This is a genomic window from Pantoea sp. ACRSC, assembly GCF_022346785.1.
In the GTDB taxonomy this organism is placed as follows: domain Bacteria; phylum Pseudomonadota; class Gammaproteobacteria; order Enterobacterales; family Enterobacteriaceae; genus Pantoea; species Pantoea alvi.
The window spans coordinates 48101-64359 of the sequence record NZ_JAKRNN010000025.1; the positions used below are offsets into that span (position 1 = coordinate 48101).

Below are 16259 nucleotides of genomic sequence, written 5' to 3' on the forward strand. Positions count from 1 at the left end.
CTCTCGTAGCCGCCAGCGGCGGGCTAGCCGCGCGCCAGGGCCGCCGCGTTACGTCCGGCAAGGATACCAAAGATAATGATATCCGCTACAGCGTTGCCGCCAATGCGGTTGGCGCCGTGGATGCCGCCGACCACTTCCCCCGCCGCCCAGGCACCACGGATCACCTGTTTGTTGCTGTCGAGCACCGCAGTGTCGGTGTTGATGGTGACACCGCCCATGGTGTGATGCACCCCTGGCGCGATGCGGATGGCGTAAAACGGCCCCTGATTAAGCGGATGACGCAGCGCGGTGGTACGGCCGAAATCCTCATCCTTCTGGTCCACCACAAACTGGTTGTAGCGCGCCAGCGTCTCTTCAAGCGTGGTGTGCTCCATATTGAGCTTCACTGCCAGCTCGCCCACGGTGGGCGCGCTGATGACAAAGCCTTTGGCGATATACTCATCCGCCGCTTTGTTGTTTGCGCGGACCTGCTCATCAAAGACCACCCAGGCGCTTTTCTCCGGCAGCGCGATAATCTGCGCGGAAACTTTGTCGCGCGTCTCCATCTCGTTAAAGAAGCGTTTGCCCGCCTGTGAAACCAGGATAGCACCGCCGCCGCGAATCGACTCGGAGATCAGATAGGAGGTGGTCTGTTCCACCGTCGGGTGGATCTGGATTTCGCCCATATCCACGGTATCCGCGCCCAGCTTCTGCAGCATAGCGATGCCGCTGCCGGTAGCGCCTTTGTGGTTAGTGGTGACAAAGCCGTCCAGCTCAGGGCGGTATTTCACCACCATCTCGCGGTTGGCGCTGAAGCCACCGGTGGCGACGATAACGCTTTTCGCATAGAGGATGCGGCTGTCGTAATACTCATCCACCACCTTCACGCCGGTCACCGCGCCATTCTCGGTGAGAATTTCCGCGACCGAGGTATCGAGCAGCACTTCAATATTGCGCTTGTTGATGTTTTTCACCAGGCCGCTGATCAGGTAGCCGCCGACCGCCGAGCGGTCCGCAGGACGGTGTGTACGGTCGATACTCATACCGCCGGTGATGGTGATATCGTTCAGCTCAATGCCGTGATCCGCCAGCCAGTCGATCGCCTCCGGTGCCAGATCGACAAACTCACGCAGCAGCGCCGGGTTGTTTTTGTGCTGGCCGCCCTTCAGCGTCTCCTGATAGAAAAGCTCTTTGCTGTCTTTGATGCCCTTCATCGCCTGGAAGCGGGTTTCCGCCGCGTTCATGCCCACGGAGGCTTTGATAGTGTTGCCGCCGATGGTCGGCATCTTCTCGATGATCACCACGCGCGCGCCTTCGTCGTGCGCCTGAATCGCCGCCGCCAGGCCTGCGCCGCCGCTGCCGATCACCACCACGTCGTAGTTCTGCGGCGCGGAAGGATTACCGCCCTCTTCAATCACATACTCTTTGCTGGAGGTAGAGAGCGCGCGCGATACTGCTTTTTTCAGCGCCTCGCTCTGGGTTGTGGCGCCGCTGATGGCGTCAACGTGCGGGCTGTTAGCCACCAGAATACGGCTACGCAGGCTCTCAAAGGTCTCGGTGAAATCGACGTCCAGCGTATCGTCCGGCACCAGCGAGATATCGGTGATGCGGTCGGTATCGAGGGTGACGTTGATTTTCAGCTTCAGCGCTTCCGCCTCGACTTTTTCCTGATAGACGCCCGCTTTATATTTGCGGCCCGGCGCGCTGACTTCGCGGATCATCGCGTCCACCAGCGAGAAGCGCCACAGCGGCTCCGGGATCATCAGCGCTTCGCGCTGGGTGCTGTCAATGTAGAGGTCGAGATGCTCGTTGTTGAGCACGCGATCCACCCAGTTCGGGTAGGCGATACAGGCTTTGCCGATCGCCACCAGATCGTAGCCGTGCTCCAGCGCCATCTCGGCGTCAGCTTTATTCACCACGCCGCCCACGCCGATGACCGGCACTTTCGCCAGGCGTTCGGAGCGCTGTGCGATATATTTGTCGATCAGCGGCGTCGGGTCGCGGGTATCGACGATAGAGGGACGCAGCAGCTGGCCCACGGAGAAGTGCACGTAGTCAAGGCCGCGCTCCGCCAGTTTCTCCAGCAGATAGAGCGTGTCGTCAAAGCGAATGCCGGGTACCTCAATCTCTTCCGGCGAGAAGCGATAGCCGATAATAAAGGTGTTATCTGCGATGCGCTCCGCCATTTTATGGGCGATATCCAGCACCGCCAGCGGGAAGCGGGCGCGGTTTTCACGGCTGCCGCCCCACTTGTCGTCGCGCTGGTTAGAGTTAGGCGAATAGAACTGCTGAATCAGGTAGGTATTGGCGCCGTGCAGCTCTACGCCGTCGAAGCCCGCCTTGATGGCGCGGTTCACCGCGTCACCGAATTTAGTGATCATTACTTCAACTTCATCGGCGGTCAGCGCCTGCGGTTTGGTCGCGCCTTCGCGCGGCGCGGCGATGGCGCTCGGGCCGACCGGCGTTTTACCGCCAATCAGCTCCGGCTCTACCATACGGCCGCCGTGGTAGATCTGCAGGATAGCGGTCGAACCCTGGGATTTAATCGCGTCGGCGATGCGCGCCAGTCCCGCGATTTTGTTGTCGTTGTCGATGGCGATAGCGCCGGGAAAGGCGGGCCCTTTGGCGTCAATAAAGCAGCACTCGACGATGACGGTACCCAGCGTGCCTGCGCGCGCGCGATAGTACTCAACGAGCTCGCTGGTCACGGTGCCGTCATAAAATCCCGTACAGGTGGTCATCGGCGCCATGACCAGTCGATTTTTTAATACCGCGCCGTTAGGCAAAGTCAGCGGATTTAAAAGCGGGGTGCGAGTATTCATTTAGATTAACTCCGGAAATTAAAAGCTGAGAAATTCTGCGGACGAGGCACTCTGGTGAATTATTAAAAAGTCCGGCTTGATGCAACTAATATACCAGCAACTTTAGTTACGAAAGAAATGAATATAGTTATAAAACTTTTAAAGCAGCGGAGTTATTTATTTTGCAAAGCCAGAGAATCTGGTTATAGTAATGTTAGCGAAAGCGCTAAAAAAATCAAATTATTGTTATAAGTAAAAAATTTTCCCATACTTTTCAATAAGGTAAAAGAGATGAAATTTATACCAAAAAGCGCCGATAACCTCATTTCCCAGCATAAAATCCTTTTATGCGTGCCGCACGCATTTTAAAGCAGCTGATTCAAATTAACGCCGCACTCACTCTTTGATCTAGATCAAAATTTACAATTATGGCAGGCGCATCATATAGGCACGGAGCAAAAGTTTATTTAATAAAGTTGTCATGTGAAGACGTTATTCAATAAGGTTTTGCTGAAGGCGTTCTACGCGCACGAATAAATAAAGGGCGCATCAACAAAGCCGACACTCTCTTCTTTATAACTTGCAGACCCTTACTATGAATATGAAAACGACGCTGAACAACGCCGCGCAACCTGCGGCTGTCCCGCCGCCGGGACAACATAAACGCTGGATCATGCTCGCTCTGCCCATCGTAGTCGCCATCCTGCTACTGCTGGTGCCGACACCCGCCGGACTGGAGCCCTACGCCTGGCACTTTTTCGCCATTTTCGTCGGCGTTATCGTCGGCCTTATTTTCGAACCGCTGCCGGGGGCAGTTATCGGCCTGACCGGGGTTGTGGTTATCGCCCTTTTCAGCCAGTTTGTGCTGTTTAGCCCCGCCGAGCTGGCGAAGCCCGGTTTTAAAGTCGCCACTGAGGCCTTTAAGTGGGGCGTTAGCGGCTTCGGCAACTCCACCGTCTGGCTGATTTTCGGCGCCTTTATGTTCGCTGCCGGCTACGATAAGACCCAGTTCGGCCGCCGCCTGGCGCTGATTCTGGTGAAATATCTCGGCCGTCGCAGCCTGACGCTCGGCTACGCCATTACCTTCGCCGATCTGCTGCTGGCTCCTTTTACGCCGTCAAATACCGCGCGCAGCGGCGGCACCATCTACCCGATTATCGCCAACCTGCCGCCGCTCTACGGCTCTAAACCCAACGACCCGAGCGCGCGCCGCATCGGCTCTTACCTGATGTGGGTGGCGATTACCGCCGCCTGTATCACCAGCTCAATGTTTCTGTCGGCGCTGGCACCGAACCTGCTGGCGCTGGCGCTGGTGAAAAGCGTCGTCGGCTTCGATATCTCCTGGGGCATGTGGTTTATCGCCTTCCTGCCGCTCGGCGTGCTGCTGATCCTGACCATGCCACTGCTGGCCTACTGGCTCTATCCGCCGGAAGTGAAGGTTAACGACGAAGTGCCGCGCTGGGCTACCGCCGAGCTGCAGAAGCTGGGCAAACTGTCACGCAATGAGATTCTGCTGCTGATTTTCGTGGTCTGTGCGCTGCTGATGTGGATTTTCGCCACCGCCTGGATTGAGCCTGCGATGGCCGCGCTGCTGATTATCATCCTGATGCTCTGGACCGGCGTGCTGAACTGGAGCGACATCACCAGCAACAAGGCGGCGTGGAACACCTTCGCCTGGTTCGCCACGCTGGTGGCGCTGGCGGATGGTCTGGCGCGCGTTGGCTTTATCGCCTGGCTGGGCAAAGAGGGCGGCCTGCTGCTGCAGGGCTATGACCCGCAGATCTCCGCGGTGGTGTTGCTTATCGCCTTCTATCTGCTGCACTACCTGTTCGCCAGCACCACGGCGCATACCACTGCGCTGCTTCCCGCGATGCTGACCATCGCCGCGGCGATCCCTGGCATCAATATGCCGGTGTTCTGCCTGATGCTCTGTACCTCCCTTGGCGTGATGGGCATTATCACCCCTTACGGCACCGGCCCCAGCCCGATTTACTACGGCAGCGGCTATCTGCCGACCAAAGACTACTGGCGTCTGGGCACCATTTTCGGCCTGCTCTTCCTGGTGCTGCTGATGCTGATCGCCTATCCGTGGATGGTAATGATGTTCTAAACCAGGCGACGAGACAGGTTAATAAAGTGTAAAATCTTTTCCCTTCAGCTTACGCCAGCCGCGTCCTGCACGGCTGGCGAAATAAAAACCAACAATATTTGCGGCTGTTTGTTTCGCCCTGAGCGAGCCGTCGCCGCATAAGTGAGCCGAGATGTCGAACAAACCTTTCTACTATCAAGATCCCTTTCCGCTGTCCCACGATGAGACCCAGTACTACCTGCTGACGCGCGAGCACGTTTCCGTCGCCAGCTTCGAGGGTCAAGAAGTGCTGAAGGTCGATCCGAAAGCGCTGACCCTGCTGGCGCAGCAGGCGTTTCACGACGCCTCTTTTATGCTGCGTCCGGCGCACCAGCAGCAGGTTGCCTCTATCCTCGCGGACGATGAGGCGAGCGAGAACGATAAATATGTCGCGCTGCAGTTCCTGCGCAACTCGGAGATTGCCGCCAAAGGCGTACTGCCCACCTGCCAGGATACCGGCACGGCGATTATCATGGGCAAGAAAGGCCAGCGCGTCTGGACCGGCGGTGGCGACGAAGCGGCGCTGTCGCAGGGCGTCTATAACACCTTTATTGAAGATAACCTGCGCTACTCGCAGAACGCCGCCCTCGATATGTATAACGAGGTGAACACCGGCACCAACCTGCCGGCGCAGATCGATATCTACAGCACTGACGGCGACGAATATAAGTTTCTCTGCATCGCCAAAGGCGGCGGCTCAGCCAATAAAACCTACCTCTATCAGGAAACCAAAGCGCTGCTTTCTCCGGGCAAGCTGAAGAACTATCTGGTGGATAAGATGATGTCGCTCGGCACCGCCGCCTGCCCGCCCTATCACATCGCCTTTGTGATTGGCGGCACCTCGGCGGAGGCCACGCTGAAGACGGTGAAGCTCGCCTCGACCCACTACTACGATAGCCTGCCCACCAGCGGTAACGAGCATGGTCAGGCGTTTCGTGACCTGGCGCTGGAGCAGGAACTGCTGGAGGCGGCGCAGCAGCTCGGCCTCGGCGCACAGTTCGGCGGCAAATATTTCGCGCACGATATCCGCGTGATCCGCCTGCCGCGCCACGGCGCCTCCTGTCCGGTGGGCATGGGCGTCTCCTGCTCGGCGGACCGCAATATCAAAGCGAAGATTAACCGCGACGGTATCTGGATCGAGAAGCTGGAGGATAACCCGGCGCAGTATATTCCAGAGGCGCTGCGTCAGCAGGGCGAAGGCGACGTCGTCAGCGTCGATCTGAACCGGCCGATGAAAGAGATTCTGGCACAGCTTTCCGCTTATCCGGTCTCTACGCGCCTGTCGCTGAGCGGCACCATTATCGTGGCGCGCGATATCGCACACGCCAAACTGAAAGAGCGCATCGACAGCGGTGAAGGTCTGCCGCAGTACGTGAAAGATCACCCGATCTACTACGCCGGTCCGGCGAAGACCCCGGCAGGCTACGCCTCCGGCTCGCTTGGCCCGACCACGGCTGGCCGCATGGATTCCTACGTCGATCTGCTGCAGTCGCACGGCGGCAGCATGATTATGCTGGCGAAGGGCAACCGCAGCCAGCAGGTTACAGATGCCTGCCACAAGCATGGCGGCTTCTACCTCGGCAGCATTGGCGGCCCGGCGGCGGTGCTGGCGCAGCAGAGCATCAAGAAGCTGGAGTGCGTGGAGTATGCCGAACTGGGGATGGAGGCAATCTGGAAGATTGAGGTTGAGAACTTCCCGGCGTTTATCCTGGTGGATGACAAAGGCAACGACTTCTTTAAGCAGATTCAGGACAGCACCTGCGCGCGCTGCGTGAAGTAAAGCTTAACTACCTCGCAGAAGGCGTGACATTTGTGCTCACGCGGCTGGCAGGGCGCTTTACGCATCCCTGCTCGCTCGACCCGCGACATCGACGTCGCGGGTCGCTTTGCTCCCCGACCCCGTTCAGCCGCGTATTAAGCCTCTGCGCTGCCTGCAACACTCTGTTTCAGGCGCATTGTGCTTGTCTGATACGCCGACAGCTTACCAGAAGCGCGGCACTTCAGCCGCCTCGCCCGCCTCTGCTGTCAGCCGCCGTGCGGCGTCGCCGCTATCGCGCAGAGAGACCGCCTGCCGGGTCGGCAGGTTAACAGCAATAATGCTGTACTCCAGCCCATCCAGCACCTCATCATGTTCGGTCAGCACATTATATAATTCGTTCATCAACATTCCTTATTCAGTTCGGCCTCAGGCCCGGCGGGAACGCCTCTCCAGACCATGCCATAGCAATCTTACGCGGTTATGACAGTTAACAATGGGTCGAAAAAACGCGAAATGCGTTGAGATGAATATGGAACAAAAACGGCGCGTTGCCCAGAGAGCAGCGCGCCGCAGGCCGCGAAATCAGAAGAAACCGAGCGGCTGTACGCTGTAGCTCACCAGCAGGTTTTTGGTCTGCTGATAGTGATCCAGCATCATCTTGTGCGTCTCGCGCCCGATGCCCGATTTTTTATAGCCGCCAAAGGCGGCGTGCGCCGGGTAGAGGTGGTAGCAGTTGGTCCAGACGCGCCCCGCTTTGATGGCGCGGCCGACGCGGTAGGCGCGGTTGATATCGCGCGTCCAGACGCCGGCGCCCAGCCCGTAAATCGAGTCGTTGGCGATAGCGATCGCTTCCGCCTCATCCTTAAAGGTGGTGATGCCGACCACCGGCCCGAAGATCTCCTCCTGGAAGACGCGCATACTGTTGTCACCCTTCAGCAGCGTCGGCTGAATGTAGTAGCCGCTGGCGAGCGAGCCTTCCAGCTTCTCTACGCCGCCGCCGGTGAGCACCTCTGCCCCCTCCTGACGAGCAATCTCCAGATAGGAGAGGATCTTGTCGAACTGCTGCTGCGACGCCTGCGCGCCGACCATGGTTTCGCTGTCCATTGGGTCGCCGCGCTTGATGGTTTTGATGCGCTTCATCACCGCCGCCATAAAGGGCTCATAGATCGACTCCTGCACCAGCGCGCGCGACGGACAGGTGCAGACCTCGCCCTGGTTAAGGAAGCCGAGTACCACCCCTTCAGCCGCCTTCTCAATAAAGCTCTCTTCCGCCTGCATGATATCTTCGAAGAAAATATTCGGTGATTTGCCGCCCAGCTCAACGGTAGAGGGGATCATGCTCTTCGCCGCCAGCTCGAGAATATGGCCGCCGGTCGCCGTCGAGCCGGTAAAGGCCACTTTAGCGATATCGGGATGGGAAGCCAGCGCCTCGCCCGCCTCTTTGCCGTAGCCGTGTACGACGTTAAGCACGCCGGGCGGCAGCAGATCTTTGATCAGCTCGACAAACAGCGTAATGCTCAGCGGCGTCTGCTCGGCCGGCTTCAGCACCACGCAGTTGCCCGCGCCCAGCGCCGGGGCCAGCTTCCACGCCGCCATCAGCAGCGGGAAGTTCCAGGGGATAATCTGCGCCACCACGCCGAGCGGCTCATGGAAATGGTAGGCGGCGGTAAACTCGTCTATCTCGGCGGCGGTGCCCTCCTGCGCCCGCACGCAGCCGGCGAAATAGCGGAAGTGATCCACCGCCAGCGGCATATCGGCGGCCAGGGTTTCGCGCACCGGTTTGCCGTTATCCCAGGTCTCGTTCACCGCCATATATTCCAGATTTTGCTCCAGCCGATCGGCAATTTTTAGCAGCGCCAGCGAACGCTGCTGCGGCGAGGTTTTGCCCCAGGCCTCGGCGGCAGCCTGCGCCGCGGCGACGGCGTTATCCACATCCGCCTTGTCCGAACGCGGGAACTCCCCTGCAACCGAGCCGTTTACCGGCGAGGTATTGGTGAAATAGTTGCCGTTCACCGGCGTCACAAATTCGCCGTTAATAAAGTTGCCGTACGTTTTCTGCAGCTGAATCAGAGAACCCTGTTCCCCGGGAGAGGCGTAACGCATGGTAAATCTCCTTAACATGGCTGGGATTTAAACAACATTGAAACTTGTTGTTAACAATGGATGAACAAACCCAGCCTGTCAGATGTTGCCTTCGGAAACTGTGACCGCCGCAAAGGAAAAGCGCGCCGACCGGGCACACAGAAAATTCTGAGAATAAGCCGAAGCGGCAAAAAAAAGCGAAACCCGGGGTCGAAACAGGGTCAACAGATAAGGTTAATCACAGGAGAGAGTGACATGCTGGCTTCGGCTTTTACCCTTATGCGCGCAAAAGCAGAATTTATTCATCAGTTTATTCGCAATCCGCGCAAGATGGGCAGCATTACGCCTTCCTCGGCGGCGCTGTGCCGCACCATGAGCGACAGCGTCTGCTGGCACAGCGCGCTGCGCGTCGCCGAACTCGGCGCGGGCGACGGCGTGCTGACGCGTTATCTGCTGGCGCGCATGCAGCCGCAGGCGACGCTGGATGCGTTTGAGATTAGCGCGCCGCTGGCGGATAAACTGCGCGCGCTGGGGGATGCGCGTTTGCAGGTGCGCACCTGTTCGGCGGAGTATCTGAGCGGCGAGTATGACGCGATCTTTTCCGGCCTGCCGTTGCTGTCGCTGCCGCCCGCGCTGCGCAACAACATCCTGCGCGCGGCCTTCGAGGCGCTCGGGCCGGGGGGCGTTTTCGTGCAGTTTCAGTACACCTCGCTCACCCAGCCCGATCTGTCGCGCTACTTTATCTGGCAGCGTCAGCGGGTGCTGAAAAATGTGCCGCCCGCCTGGGTTTATCGCTGCCGTCGCAGCTACGCGCCCTGAGCCTGGCTCGCCTGCGGGCGCGTCTGCTGCCAGAACGCCATCAGCAGCTGCCGCGCCCAGTCCGCGCCGTCGATATCCGCGCCGCTGTCGCTGATCCCCGCCGGCAGGCAGGCGCTCATAATCTGGCGTGAAAATTCCGGGTGAAACTGCACCGACAGCGCCTGCGGCGAGTAGCGCAGGATCTGACAGGCATCTTTCTGCGATGTCGCCAGCACCTGCGCCTGCGGCGGCGGCACAATCACCGACTGGCGGTGCGACAGCCAGACGCTGAAGCGTCCCGGCAGCGCCGAGAGCAGCACGTCGCGCTGCGCCGCCGCGTCGCACGTCAGCGGCAGCAGCCCGCGCTCCCAGCCGTTGGGGTTGTCCGCCACCTTGCCGCCCAGCGCGTAGGCCATCAGCTGGTGGCCGTAGCAGACGCCCAGCAGCGGCAGCTCTGCGTCGATCGCCGCCCGCACCCACGCCGCGCTGCGCTCGCTCCACTCGGCGTGGTCGGTCACCATCGCCCAGGAGCCGCTGAGGATCGCGCCGCTGATGCGATCGAACTGCGGCAGCGACTCGCCCAGATGGGGACGCACAATAAGATAATCGTCGGGCTGCAGGCCAAGCGCATCGATAAACCAGCGCGGCTGTTCGCCGATACGCGCCGCAACCTCGGCAGGGGGAACCTCTAACTGAATCAGGGCAAGGGGCAAAGCGGAAGTGGATAGCATACCGAACCGGATCCTCTACGGGTGAGCGTCTCGGTGAATCAGTCTGACAGCAAAGCGGCGGCGTGTCTTATGATTTTCCTGCACGGGTCATAACAGAAAAATATTTGTCATCGCCTGTCGGCCTCTCCCCGCTTCGTGCCATCATTAGGGCGTAACGAAAAATAACAGCGAAGGACGGGATTGTGGCACTGCGGCATTTTTTTCTGATTTTGATGGTGGTCTCTATCTGGGCGTTCAATAACGTAGCGGTGAAGTGGGGCCTGCTGGAGCTGCCGCCGCTGTTTCTCACCTGGATGCGCTTTGTGGTGGTGGCGATTGTGCTGATCCCCTTCTGCCGCATTACGCGTCAGCAGCTTCCCTGGCTGGTGGCGCTCGCCTTTACCTTCGGCTTTATGCACTTTTCGCTGCTGTTCGTCGGCATGCGCTATACCGACGCCGGCACCGGCGCGATTGTGGTTCAGCTCGGCACGCCGATCGCCATGCTGCTGGCGATGGTGGTGCTGAAAGAGCGGCTGCGCGCGATCCAGCTGGTGGGCATCGCCATCTCCCTGTGCGGCGTGGCGGTGCTCTCCGGCAGTCCAACCATCCCCGCCTGGTGGGTGCTGGCGATCCTGCTCTGCAGCGCCACCGGCTGGGCGGTGAGCAACCTGATCGTGAAAAAATCGCCGCCGATCCAGCCGCTGACCATGACCGGCTGGATCGCCTTTCTGGCGGTGCCCATCGTTGGCCTGTCGAGCTTTGTGATGGAGTCGAACCAGTTTTATGCGCTGAGCCAGGCGGGATGGCGCGGCTGGTTTGGCATTCTCTACAGCGCGATCGCCTCGTCGATTGTCGCCTATACCCTCTGGTACGGATTGCTGAAGAAGTACAACGTCAATCTGATTATGCCCTACTCGCTGCTGACGCCGGTGCTGTCGGTACTGATGGGTATTGTGGTGCTGGGCGACAGCCTCAACCGCTTTAAAATCATCGGTGCCTCGCTGGTGGTGTGCGGCACGGCGATAGCGGTGATCAATCTGCGCAGCCTGCGCATGCACGCGCGCTTCCCGCGTTTGCGCCGCCGCTGAAAAGCGGTGCTATGCTCTGGATACCGTCTGTTTCTGGAGAACGATTATGGATCATCAGCTTGCCGCGTCCCTGTGGCAGCAGCTGTGGCAAGGATTGCGTGGCCCCGGCGACGCAACCGCCCCGCCCACCTTTCTTGATACCGCGACCTTCTCATCCGCTTTCGCCGTCAGCGAGCTGGCGGCCACCAGCATCGGGCTGGCGACTCAGGCGACGGCCGCTTTTATCGGTTCCCGGCAGCCGGTCAGCGTAAACGTCCGCCTCGCCTCGCGCTGGTTTCAGACCAGCTTCTTTCCCCGCAATCGCCCTTCGCCTGCGCTGTGGGACGCCTTTGCCGGTGACTACCCCTGCGCCGACGGCTGGATCCGCCTGCACACCAATGCGCCGCAGCATCGCGCGGCGATGGAGCGCGTGCTGGGCAGGCATCCCGACCGCGACGCGCTGGCGCAGCAGGTGGCGCGCTGGCAGGCTGACGCGCTGGAGCAGGCGGTGGTCGACGCCGGCGGCTGCGCCGCGCGCATGCGCAGCGAACAGCAGTGGCACCAGCATCCGCAGGGCCAGGCAGTGCGCGAGGAGCCGCTGATCGCCTGGCAACAGGGTGATGCCGCCCCCGCGCGCAGCTGGCCGATGCCCGCCGCGCGACCGCTGCTCGGCGTTCGGGTACTGGATTTGACGCGCGTTATCGCCGGGCCGGTAGCAACTCGCTTTCTCGCCAGCCTCGGCGCGCAGGTGCTGCGTCTCGATCCGCCTGGCTGGGGCGAGCCGACGCTCGACGAAGAGATCGCCTGTGGCAAACGGCGCGCGGTGGTCGATTTCAAAACAGCGGCGGGCAGCAACAGGCTGCGCGCGCTGCTGCAGCAGGCGGACGTGCTGATACACGGCTATCGCGCCGACGCGCTGGAGCAGCTGGGATTTGACGCTGAGACGCGCGCCCGGCTGGCGCCGGGCCTGGTGGACGTCAGCCTGAACGCCTGGGGCTGGCGTGGGCCGTGGCGCAACCGGCGCGGCTTCGACAGTCTGGTACAGATGGCGAGCGGTATCGCTGACAGCGGCATGCGCTGGGCAGAAGCGGAGAAGCCGACGCCGCTGCCGGTACAGGCGCTGGATCACGCCACCGGCTATCTGATGGCCGCCGCGGCGCTGGAGGGGCTACGCCAGCGCCACACCACCGGCTACGGCGTCAGGGCGCGGCTGTCGCTGGCCCGCACCGCCCTGCTGTTGCAGCAGCATCCCTCTCGGGACGCAAGCCTGGCCGCAGGCATCAAAGCGCATGCGCACGATACGCTGCCGACCACAGAGCTGACGCCCTGGGGCATCGGCGAACGGCTGCGCGCCGCTGCCCGGCTGCCCGGCACGCCTCAGATCTGTGCAACGCCAGGCTGCGAGCCGGGTACGCACCCGGCGCGCTGGTAGAGCTGCGCGCCGGAGTGCTACATCACGCTTCGCCGTCGTCTTCGGCGGCTTCGTTCAGCTCGTCCCACATCGCCTGGATCGCCTCACGGCTCAGCATCGCCAGCGTGCGGTAAAAGGCGGTGGTGGCGTGCGCCTCGACCTTGCCGAGAAACGCGCCGCACCAGGGCAGCAGGTAGCTGTCAAACAGGGCGCACTGCGCCGCGCTCTCATCTTCCGCCGACTGATCTTCCAGCCAGGAGGCAGCCAGCATCAGCACGCCGAAGTGGTCGGCGGGGGCGTCGCTGAGCGGCATACCGCGCGAGGCGAGAAAGGCGCGCACTTCCGGCTCCGGCTTGCCTTCCGGCCACTGCGACGCGTAAGGCGGTACCTTACAGTCGGGGCCGACGAACAGCGCATTGTAATCCGCCGCCAGCGCCTGCGGATCGCTGTTCTGCTGCAGACGCTGCAGCAGCTCGTCCTGCTCCAGTGGCCACTGTGCGCCAAGTTTGCCCTCGCGCAGCAGGGTAAACAGCGGGACCAGCAGCGGATCCTGCGGCTGACGGTTAAACAGGGAGCCGATAACGCGGCAGAGGATGGAAAACTCGTTCATGCACTATTCCAGAGGCTAAAGGGTTAGAAATCTGCCAGTTCGGCAATCTGTTTGCCGGTGCGCTGTTCAGGAAAATCGAGCAGGCGGCGCGGCGTGACATTTAACACGCGATCTTCAGGAAAATCCACTGCGCGCGTGATGCGCAGACAGTGCTCGAACTGCCCCAGCGTAAAGGCGGTGTGGGAATCGGCGCCAAACGCCAGCTTGCCGCCGGCGTCGCGCACCGCTTCAGCGATGGCACGGCAGTTCGGCGACCGCGCGGATATCCATCGAAAACTCAGGGTTAGCGAAAGTTACTGGTGAACCCATCATATTCCACTGTTAAACCCTCTGACAATCAAGCAATTAAGGTACTTACAGGTTAGTCATTAACCCTAAGATATCATGCAGATCTTTACCAACCTCCAGGTATATACACTTTCATACTGCATAAGAAAATAACATTAGATAATTAGAAAAATTATCTTGATGCAATTAAATACCAACCCTATTATCTAATCACCCCAACGGGATATGTTCTTCAGGATTTGGAGGCATAATGGTTGAAGTGGTTTGGTCTAAGCGTGCATTGAAGCACCTGACTAAGATCGATAGCCGCTACCGGAAAGTCATTAACGAGAAGACCCAGCAGTTAGTCACCTTCCCTCTTGTGACTTTAGACATAAAGAAGTTACAGGATACCGATAATCAGTACCGGTTACGAGTTGGTGACTACCGGGTAATCTTTGAGTTGATAGAGGGTGAGCCGGTAGTACTAAGAATCGAAGAAGTGACACGCAGAACATCAAGGACTTACTGATACAAGGCGGGGCGCCCCGCCATTATGCTCCATGACATTAACCGCGACGCTAAGACACCCGGATAAACTATGTCAAAACAGTATATTTATGATGAAGCAGGTAAACCGCAATTTGTGGTACTTCCTGTAGCAGAGTATGAAAAGCTTCTCTCAGACGCTGAAGGCGAATGGGAGAGTATACCTATTGAAGCAAGCCCAGAAGATGATGAAACCGTACCGCATGAAGTGGTAGGAATCATGATTGATCAAGAAGTGAGCCTACAAGCTGCCTGGCGTATCCATCGTGGCTTAAGCCAGTATGATGTCGCTGAAAAGTTGGGTACGACTCAGAGCGCTATCTCTCAGTTAGAACGCGCAGAGAGTAAGCCACAGAAGAAGACGCGTGAACGGCTTGCGAAGCTCTATGATTGCCGTCCAGAACAGTTAGTACTTTAAAAGATACAGGCCACCTCTGCGGTGGCCTTTGTATGAATATAATTACTATTATCCAAAGACATATATTCTCCTTGCGTGATTTTTGAGAATCCATCTTATTTAAGTACTGGCAACTTAATGCCAGTACTTTTTTATTTTATTTTCTTATAAATTCGTACATATCCTGTTTTGGATTCAATTGTTTGTAGAGCAGATACGTGCCTAAACCTCTCATGATCTCGCCACTCCAGATTCCAAAAAACATACCATTATTCTCTACACCATTGCCGGTATCCAGACGTACAGCAGGACTCCATGAGCCATTCATTATGTGCCCAGGGATTCCGGTATCAATGAAATTCCGCTCAAGTTCCCCTACCACATCCTCAATAAACTCAGGCAGTACAGAGAGTGTTGAGCCTGCCAGTACTGCGAAGCATGAACCGGCTAACCATAAACCTGACATATGCCCTGTGAAGTCTGTGGTATCGAATACGCTACTCCCATCAGTGTTCCAGTCAGTAGGCGTACACCCATGCTCTTTGAATTTCTGAGCTAACCAGGTAGCCCAGTTCTCAACATACTGTTGTAACTTAGGCGGCACTGGTTTGTTCTGGACCGCCAGCTCGTACCAGGCACGTGCAGCATTGCAGTAAGCACGAGGCTGATAGCCTGGCCATGCATGATCATCCCTCCAATGGAACATAGTCCAGGTATCAGGTTCGCCGTACTGAAGGTTGTCCCAACGGTTCCAGATGTATGCACTCATACCAGGCCCCAACTCACCAAAATTATCAAAATAACTTTGCTGGGAAGCCCATAAAAATTCGACCATATTATTAAGGTGAGTAGTCCATTCATTGGGTACTCGATCATGGGTATAGATGAACGGATGCATATACCCCGGATAAGGCATCCCACGCCATCCATCGAACCGAACGTTGCCTGGTACAGAAATATTACTGAACGGAATAACGCCTGGCGTAAATGCTAAATTATTTGGCTTGTAGTCGAGAATAGTACAGTCACCGAGGCGGGCAGTATATGCAGCATCCCCTGAGATCGTTACGCTGTACTTTATGGTGTAGCCATCATCCAGTGAGAACGTTGGCGGTACATCATTCACGCAGTACCAGTAGAAGTGTGTTTCAGTACTATCTACAGGCGTAATTGAGAACTCTTCTAGTACTGAGTATACCGGCGTGGACGGCCTTTCTTCAGTATCAGCATGGTTAGGTTGATAATCTCTGAGTACTAACTGGCTTGAGACCAGATTTTGAGTAACGTATGTCTCTGTTGGCTGTAATGTCCACTGCCAACGCCAGCCGTTATCATCTTCAATACCAATCTCTACCTGCCTGGTAGCTTTGTACGTAATGCTGTTCAGTACTGATGTACCTGCATCCAGTAACCAGAAACCAATACCCATACCTGCACTGTCTGATGTGAATACCGTATGGTTCACTGAACCCTGACGTGATCCAAGGATGTTGTAGTCTGTCATCATCGACGTACTTACGTCTGGCTCACCATACGTATAGACGCTTCTCAGATCAGCCATGAAGTATTCTTTCCCGTTATGAAGTGGTTTACTGAATTTGGCCACCTGAACAGAGGTGATATGCTCACCTCAGAACATTACAGGTGCCTCAATGAAAAAAAGAAATTTCAGCGCAGAGTTTAAACGCGAATCCGCTCAGT

General features: G+C 58.1%; 13 protein-coding genes and 1 pseudogene. 7 read left to right on the forward strand and 7 right to left on the reverse strand.

Features of this window, described 5'->3' with window-relative positions; genetic code table 11:
• Window positions 1–23: 23 nt before the first annotated feature.
• Window positions 24–2801, reverse strand: coding sequence for a flavocytochrome c (locus MHZ97_RS19330; RefSeq protein ID WP_239315443.1), 2778 nt, complete (start codon window positions 2799–2801; stop codon window positions 24–26).
• Window positions 2802–3381: 580 nt separating this feature from the next.
• Between MHZ97_RS19330 and MHZ97_RS19335 the strand changes: the two genes are divergently transcribed.
• Together MHZ97_RS19335 and fumA are read left to right on the forward strand one after the other, a co-directional pair.
• Window positions 3382–4890, forward strand: coding sequence for an anion permease (locus tag MHZ97_RS19335; RefSeq protein ID WP_103797547.1), 1509 nt, complete (start codon window positions 3382–3384; stop codon window positions 4888–4890).
• Window positions 4891–5041: 151 nt separating this feature from the next.
• Window positions 5042–6688: a class I fumarate hydratase FumA gene (fumA, locus tag MHZ97_RS19340; protein ID WP_103797500.1), complete on the forward strand. Its 1647-nt coding sequence runs from the start codon at window positions 5042–5044 to the stop codon at window positions 6686–6688.
• A 201-nt stretch (window positions 6689–6889) separates the two neighbouring features.
• Here fumA and MHZ97_RS19345 read toward each other — a convergent pair whose 3' ends face one another.
• Both MHZ97_RS19345 and MHZ97_RS19350 read right to left on the reverse strand, forming a co-directional pair.
• Entirely contained in the window at window positions 6890–7069 is a 180-nt protein-coding gene (locus MHZ97_RS19345) for a hypothetical protein (protein ID WP_103797499.1), read from the reverse strand.
• 180 nt (window positions 7070–7249) lie between these two features.
• Window positions 7250–8770, reverse strand: coding sequence for an aldehyde dehydrogenase family protein (locus MHZ97_RS19350; RefSeq protein WP_103797498.1), 1521 nt, complete (start codon window positions 8768–8770; stop codon window positions 7250–7252).
• 234 nt (window positions 8771–9004) lie between these two features.
• On the opposite strand from MHZ97_RS19350, the gene MHZ97_RS19355 reads away from it, so the two are divergent.
• Window positions 9005–9568 carry a class I SAM-dependent methyltransferase gene (locus MHZ97_RS19355; RefSeq protein WP_224481445.1) on the forward strand — a complete coding sequence of 188 codons (564 nt, stop codon included), beginning with the start codon at window positions 9005–9007 and terminating at the stop codon, window positions 9566–9568.
• On the opposite strand, the gene MHZ97_RS19360 is transcribed toward MHZ97_RS19355, so the two are convergent.
• Window positions 9556–10278 carry a glutamine amidotransferase gene (locus MHZ97_RS19360; RefSeq protein ID WP_239315442.1) on the reverse strand — a complete coding sequence of 241 codons (723 nt, stop codon included), beginning with the start codon at window positions 10276–10278 and terminating at the stop codon, window positions 9556–9558. The two genes, MHZ97_RS19355 and MHZ97_RS19360, sit on opposite strands and share 13 nt — an antisense overlap.
• Before the next feature lie 182 nt (window positions 10279–10460).
• On the opposite strand from MHZ97_RS19360, the gene MHZ97_RS19365 reads away from it, so the two are divergent.
• Together MHZ97_RS19365 and MHZ97_RS19370 are read left to right on the forward strand one after the other, a co-directional pair.
• Window positions 10461–11345, forward strand: a complete 885-nt coding sequence (locus MHZ97_RS19365; protein ID WP_239315441.1) for a DMT family transporter — start codon at window positions 10461–10463, stop codon at window positions 11343–11345.
• Window positions 11346–11391: 46 nt separating this feature from the next.
• On the forward strand, window positions 11392–12756 hold the full coding sequence (locus MHZ97_RS19370) for a CoA transferase (RefSeq protein WP_239315440.1): 1365 nt from the start codon (window positions 11392–11394) through the stop codon (window positions 12754–12756).
• 22 nt (window positions 12757–12778) lie between these two features.
• Here MHZ97_RS19370 and MHZ97_RS19375 read toward each other — a convergent pair whose 3' ends face one another.
• Together MHZ97_RS19375 and MHZ97_RS19380 are read right to left on the reverse strand one after the other, a co-directional pair.
• Complete coding sequence (locus tag MHZ97_RS19375; protein WP_103797493.1) at window positions 12779–13345, reverse strand: molecular chaperone; 567 nt, start codon at window positions 13343–13345, stop codon at window positions 12779–12781.
• Window positions 13346–13368: 23 nt separating this feature from the next.
• Window positions 13369–13596: pseudogene (locus MHZ97_RS19380) on the reverse strand (phosphatase); the annotation flags it as partial.
• A 287-nt stretch (window positions 13597–13883) separates the two neighbouring features.
• Here MHZ97_RS19380 and MHZ97_RS19385 point away from each other — a divergent pair.
• Window positions 13884–14144 carry a type II toxin-antitoxin system RelE/ParE family toxin gene (locus MHZ97_RS19385; protein ID WP_239315439.1) on the forward strand — a complete coding sequence of 87 codons (261 nt, stop codon included), beginning with the start codon at window positions 13884–13886 and terminating at the stop codon, window positions 14142–14144.
• 69 nt (window positions 14145–14213) lie between these two features.
• Window positions 14214–14579 carry a helix-turn-helix domain-containing protein gene (locus MHZ97_RS19390; RefSeq protein WP_239315438.1) on the forward strand — a complete coding sequence of 122 codons (366 nt, stop codon included), beginning with the start codon at window positions 14214–14216 and terminating at the stop codon, window positions 14577–14579.
• Window positions 14580–14715: 136 nt separating this feature from the next.
• Here MHZ97_RS19390 and MHZ97_RS19395 read toward each other — a convergent pair whose 3' ends face one another.
• Window positions 14716–16119, reverse strand: coding sequence for a hypothetical protein (locus tag MHZ97_RS19395; RefSeq protein WP_239315437.1), 1404 nt, complete (start codon window positions 16117–16119; stop codon window positions 14716–14718).
• Window positions 16120–16259: the final 140 nt, after the last annotated feature.